A 5226-nucleotide genomic window follows, 5' to 3' on the forward strand; every position below is an offset into this window, starting at 1 on the left:
CCCCGCCCCCGCCCCCGCCGCCGGTCCGGTCGGCGATCCGCAACTGGGCCGTACCGTCCACGATCCTCGGCGCGAAGTCGATCTCACCCTCGTCCAGCACGACGCCGAGCGGAGCCGCGCCCACCGCCGCGACCGGGCTCGCCGCCACGCTCCCGCCGGCGATCGCGGTGAACACTCCGGCGAACAGGGCCGCCGCGGCCGCGACCGCGGCCCCGGCGCGCAGCGGCCCGTTCATCCTGGGACCAGTCGTCACGGCTTGACGGAGAAGACGTACGACGCCGTGGCGGACGGGGTGGCACCGCCGAGGGTGGTGCCACTGATCCGGAAGGTGAGGCGGTAGGTGCCGGCCGCCTCGAAGGCCCAGTTGTAGTGGTTGTGGGCGCCGGCCAGGAACGAGCGGGCGTCGGACGCGGTGAGACCGTCGCCGCCGTCGTAGAACTTGGTCACCGCCGAGCCGGACACACCGTACACACTGACATCGGCGGTCGTGTCCTCGTACACACCGTCGCCCGCGGCGTCGTACTCGGCGCCGGTGAGTGTGAACGTCACGCGGTCATTGGTGAACACCCCCGTGGTCAGGTGCTCGGTCGAAATGCCGGGCCACAGCACGCCCTTTGCCGCAGCGGCGGCCTGATCCTGCGGCAGGATCCACACGGTGGAGCCCGCGGCGCCAAGGAAGTTGTACGCGGCGCCCGCGGGTCTGACCGTCTTGGCGGCGGCCTTCACATCGAGCTGTACGTCGGCGGGCTCGTACTCGACGTCGGGCGTCACCGACTCATCGTGCACATGCAGGTCGAAGGCCGTGCCGTCGAACTCGGCGTCCAGCACGTCGACATGACCGGACGACAGGACGACCGGAGCGGCGGCGGTGGCCGTGGCGAGCCCCGCCACCGCGAGCGCGGCGAAGGCCGCACCAGAAACCGTCACAAAACGCTGAAGAGCAGACACAGGTGTCCCCCCAAGGACAGGTATGCGCTTGACCATGGCCGGTCAAAGCGATCGAGTAAGACGATAATCGTTTTCATTAAAAATCACAACGGAGCCTTCGGCGAGGCACGGTGGACCGGCGCCCGGGGGCCGGCCGCCAAGATCGACGTGACAGGTAGGAGATTTCCTACCTATAGTGCCGTGCATGAACACCACGCACACCGAACGCGCCGACGCCGACCCGCCGGTGATGCGCGTATCCGCCGTCCAGCAGCCCGAGGACCGGGTCTTCGCGGCCTTGGCCAGCCCGGTGCGCCGGGAGGTGCTGCGGCTGCTGCGCGTACAGGGACCACAGCCGGTCGCCGAGTTGGCCGCCCACTTCGCCATGGCCCGGCCCAGCTTCTCCGAGCACCTCAAAGTGCTCCGCGAAGCGGGGCTGGCCAGTGAGACCAAGGTGGGACGGCAGCGGCTGTACCAGTTGGAAGCCGTGCCCCTGCACGAGGTCCAGGAGTGGCTGGGGCCGTTCGAACAGTTCTGGCGCGCGAAGCTCGCCGGTCTCAGCGCGCTGCTGGACTCGCTGGAAGACGACGAGTCATGACCGATGACGACCTGACCGCGGTGCGGGTGGACCAGTTTCTGGCCCACCCGCCGGCCAAGGTGTGGCGGGCGCTGACCGAGCCCGAGCTGATCGCCCAGTGGCTGATGCCCGGCGACTTCAGACTCGAGGTCGGACACCGCTACACGATGCACGTCCCCGCGCTGCCGGCCACGGGGTTCTCGGGCACCATCAGCGCCGAGGTGCTGGCCTTCGAGCCGGAGACGATGCTGCGCGTCGGGTGGCGCGACGCCGACCCCGACGGAGCGGCCGGCGCCGACTGGACCATCACCTGGACCCTGCGGGCCGAGGGGCGCGGCACCCGGCTCTTCCTGGCCCACGAGGGCTTCGACCCCGACCACCCGCTCCAGCAACGGGCGCACAGGATCATGGCCGTCGGCTGGCGCTCGCGCACCATGAGCCGCCTGATCAGCCTCCTCGACCGCGTGTGACACCGCCCCGGGCCGGAACCCCGGGTCCGCGCCCAGGTCCCCTCCCAAGCCCGCGCTCCTCGGTGCGGGACAACGACCGACACCCGAAAGCAGCACACTCATGTCCGACATCGCACACCGCTACCTCCTGCTCTCCGCCCAATTCCTCACACGCGTCGAGGCGACCCCGGCGAACCGCTGGGACGCGGCCAGCCCCTGCGAGGGCTGGACAGCCCGGGACGTGGTCGCCCACGTCATCAACGGACACCGCGGCATCCTCGCCGTGGTCGACGGCAGACCGCCCGCGGCTGCCGACGGGGTCGGGATCTCTTCCATGGCCGACGCGCCCCGGGTCGAACCCGGCGCGGACCTCGCCATCGCCTTCAAGCGGTGCCGCGACGACATGTACGCGATGCTGAGCGATCCGGACCGAGCCGCCACACGGCTGCCCGGCGGGCCGCTGGGCCCGGTGCCGGTCGAGCAGGCCGCCGACATCCTCGGCAGCCTCGAACTGCTCGTACACACCTGGGACTTGGCCCGAGCGGTCGGTGGCGACGAGACACTGGACCCCGCCCTTGTCGCCCGGACCCACCAGGCCCTGCTGCCCCACTACGAGGGCCTGCGCGCGACCGGAGCGTTCCACCCCAGCGTCCCCGCCCCTCACGACGCGGACCCCCAGACCGCGTTCCTGTCCTTCGTCGGCCGAGCGGCCGGAGCCGACGGTCTCGGCCAGTAGGCCGCAGTACGCAGCGGGCCGGGACTCGAAATCCACCCGGGCGAACAGTCCTGGCGGATCGCGGTCCGGCCCGCGTAGCAAGTCGACGGATGCCCGCGCGAACTGCTCCGCGATGCGTTCGGTTTCGGCCTCGTTCAGCGGCACGCTCAGCTCGGTCACGGCGGCCGGAGCACGCCGACGCTCCTCCGGCCGGCGATCTGTCCCGTTTCCACCTCAGCGAGGACCGGGCAGCCCCAGGGCGCTCCCTTGATGGCCCCCGCCACACAGACCGTGCCCATCGCTATCAAGCCACCGGCCGACAGGCCCGTCAGGATTGCGGTTTTTTCACGGTCAAAGATCGCTCCATACAGTGTACAAAATACTACGTGAAGCTACCTCGTACGCCTCATCCGCCGCTCAACAGACTCCGTCTCGCTCCGCGTTCCGCCCCGCAGACCGCTGCCCGCGCCGTTCTCCGTGCCGCGGTGACGGTCTTCGCCATGGCCGCCGCGGGGTGCTCGCTGCTCGGTTCCCGTGACCGGGGCGGTGGCAGGGACAGCGGGCCGGACCCGAAAGGGGGCGGGGACCCGTCCTTAACGGTTGCCGCCGCCGGTGATGTGCCGATTCGTCCACCGTCGACCGATCAGGCGCGTAAGAGGGAGGCACGCATGGCCATGGCGCCTGCGAAGCGCCGGCACAAGGTCAACGAGCGGGCCGGTATGTCGCTGCTGGGTGGCATCCGCCCGCCGATCGCGGTCCTCTCGGCACTGCTGGTGGTGCTGTCTGGGCTCACCGCCCTGGGCTTGGGCGGCACCGCCCCGGGACTGAGCGACACGGAGTCGCTCCCCGAGGCGGTAAGGATTTCCCAGCAGCACTTCGCCGAGGACGGCGCGATCGCGCTCCGGGCCTCGCTGGACGAATCGATCACCGACCTCGAACGGACCGCGTCGCTCTTCAACGCGGGCGATCCGGTCTCAGCCGACACCGTTCTCGACAAACTCGGCAGCGTCTACCAGAAGTGGCGCGGTTCGGCCGTCGTCGAGATCACGTCGGGGACTCTGCTGGCCGCGCGCGGCGAGAACGTATCGCTCCTCGCCGTCGACCTCGACAAGCTGTCCCACGAGGACAGCCTCGCCCCCCGGCTGATACGGCTGGAGAACGGCGAGACCCGGCTGCTGAATTTCGCCCTGCTGTCCTGGGAGGACCGGCCGCAGCAGTTGCTGATCACCTCGAACAGCCTGAAGGTCCCAGGGGTCAGTCTCGGCAAGTTCCGGGCGATCGCCGTGGTCGACGCGGGCGGTACGGTCCTCAGCAGCGACGGCCCGCAGACCTCCGAGGACGACGACTCGGACATCCCGGACGGGGAGGCCGGGCAGACCGCGAAGCAGCTCCGTGCCTTCGCGGAGCGCTCCGCCGGGATGGCCGAGCGGAATCCGCTCACCACCAGGGAACCCGGCTCCGGCGGCTATCCCGGGGTCAGCGGATCCATGACCGGCTCCAGGCTGCTCGCCGGGGAGCATCCGGTGGCCGGGTACGCGACGCTCGCCGCGCCCGAGGCGGGCGGCAGCACCGATGCCACGGGGCTCGGCCTCTCCGTGGTCACGCTGGTGACCGTCCCCGAGAACAACAGCGGTACCGGCAACCCGATGTTCGGTCTGTGGTCCGCCGGCGCCCTGCTGTTTGTCGGCGGGCTGGCGGTGGCCCTGCTGATCGGTGCGGTCCAGCGCCCCCTCCTCCGGCTGGTCACGGAAAGCCGCCGCCTCACCCGAAGGGACCTCGTCCGGCCGGTGGCGGTGCCCCGGTTCGGCGAGGCGCGCCGGCTCGGCGACGCGCTGGAACAGCTCCGGCTCCAGCTTCTCGGCGCCCCCGCTCCCCACAGCGGCACGGCCACGAGTACGGGACTGGGTGCGGGTACAGGTGCGTACGGCGACGGGCCCGGCGTCCGGCGGCGGCGTGGGCGGCGCGTGGGGACCCGGGCCATGCTTGCCGGGGGCGGGATCCTGTTACTGGTCTGGTCTGTTCCGATGATGCTGGTGCTGAATCGTGCCGGGGACACGCTGGTAGTGCCGGAGCAGCTTGTGAGTGATCAGCGGGACCGTACGGACACGGTGACGGACCGGGTGCGGCGTGCGCTGAACGAGGGATACGCGGATCTGCTGTCGGTGGCGACGCTGATCGGTGACGAGACCAGGCCGGGGGACATGACCACGGTCCTGGAGCGCACCATGACCGAGCATCCCCGCTACCGCTCGCTGTACGTCCTCTCCGGCGACGGCACCGTCCTGGCCCGGGCCGGCGACACCCCCACCGACCCCGGCGCCAAACGCCCGGGCAACGGGCCGATCGCCGTGCTGGGGGACGGGTCGAAGGAGCCGCGGATCACCGGATACGCCGAACTCCCCGGCCGCGACGGCGCCCTGGTCGTCGGCGAGTTCCGCATCGACTTCCTCAACTCCCTCCTCAAACGCCCCGGACTGGGCCAGGTACGGATCGTGGACGCCGAACGCCGGGTCCTGGGCTCCAACACCGGCTACCAGGCCTTCGAACCCCTCCCCTCG

General features: G+C 70.8%; 6 protein-coding genes. 4 read left to right on the plus strand and 2 right to left on the minus strand.

Features of this window, described 5'->3' with window-relative positions; all coding sequences use genetic code 11:
• Positions 1-253 (minus strand): hypothetical protein (locus tag WH07_RS13410; protein ID WP_157877335.1); only part of this gene is annotated, 253 nt, incomplete at its 3' end.
• Entirely contained in the window at positions 250-927 is a 678-nt protein-coding gene (locus tag WH07_RS13415; protein WP_046499904.1) for a choice-of-anchor M domain-containing protein, read from the minus strand. The genes WH07_RS13410 and WH07_RS13415, both read right to left, overlap by 4 nt.
• Before the next feature lie 250 nt (positions 928-1177).
• Here WH07_RS13415 and WH07_RS13420 point away from each other — a divergent pair, with 250 nt between their 5' ends.
• The 4 genes from WH07_RS13420 to WH07_RS13435 all read left to right on the plus strand — a co-directional run.
• Positions 1178-1525, plus strand: coding sequence for an ArsR/SmtB family transcription factor (locus tag WH07_RS13420; protein WP_046499911.1), 348 nt, complete (start codon positions 1178-1180; stop codon positions 1523-1525).
• On the plus strand, positions 1522-1974 hold the full coding sequence (locus WH07_RS13425) for an SRPBCC family protein (RefSeq protein ID WP_046499906.1): 453 nt from the start codon (positions 1522-1524) through the stop codon (positions 1972-1974). The genes WH07_RS13420 and WH07_RS13425 overlap by 4 nt, the downstream gene beginning before the upstream one ends.
• 100 nt (positions 1975-2074) lie before the next feature.
• Positions 2075-2689, plus strand: coding sequence for a TIGR03086 family metal-binding protein (locus tag WH07_RS13430; protein WP_046499907.1), 615 nt, complete (start codon positions 2075-2077; stop codon positions 2687-2689).
• 647 nt (positions 2690-3336) lie between these two features.
• The coding region (locus WH07_RS13435; protein ID WP_046499909.1) for a cache domain-containing protein at positions 3337-5226 on the plus strand (1890 nt) is incomplete at its 3' end.

This window comes from Streptomyces odonnellii (assembly GCF_000981895.1).
Classification (GTDB): Bacteria; Actinomycetota; Actinomycetes; order Streptomycetales; family Streptomycetaceae; genus Streptomyces; species Streptomyces odonnellii.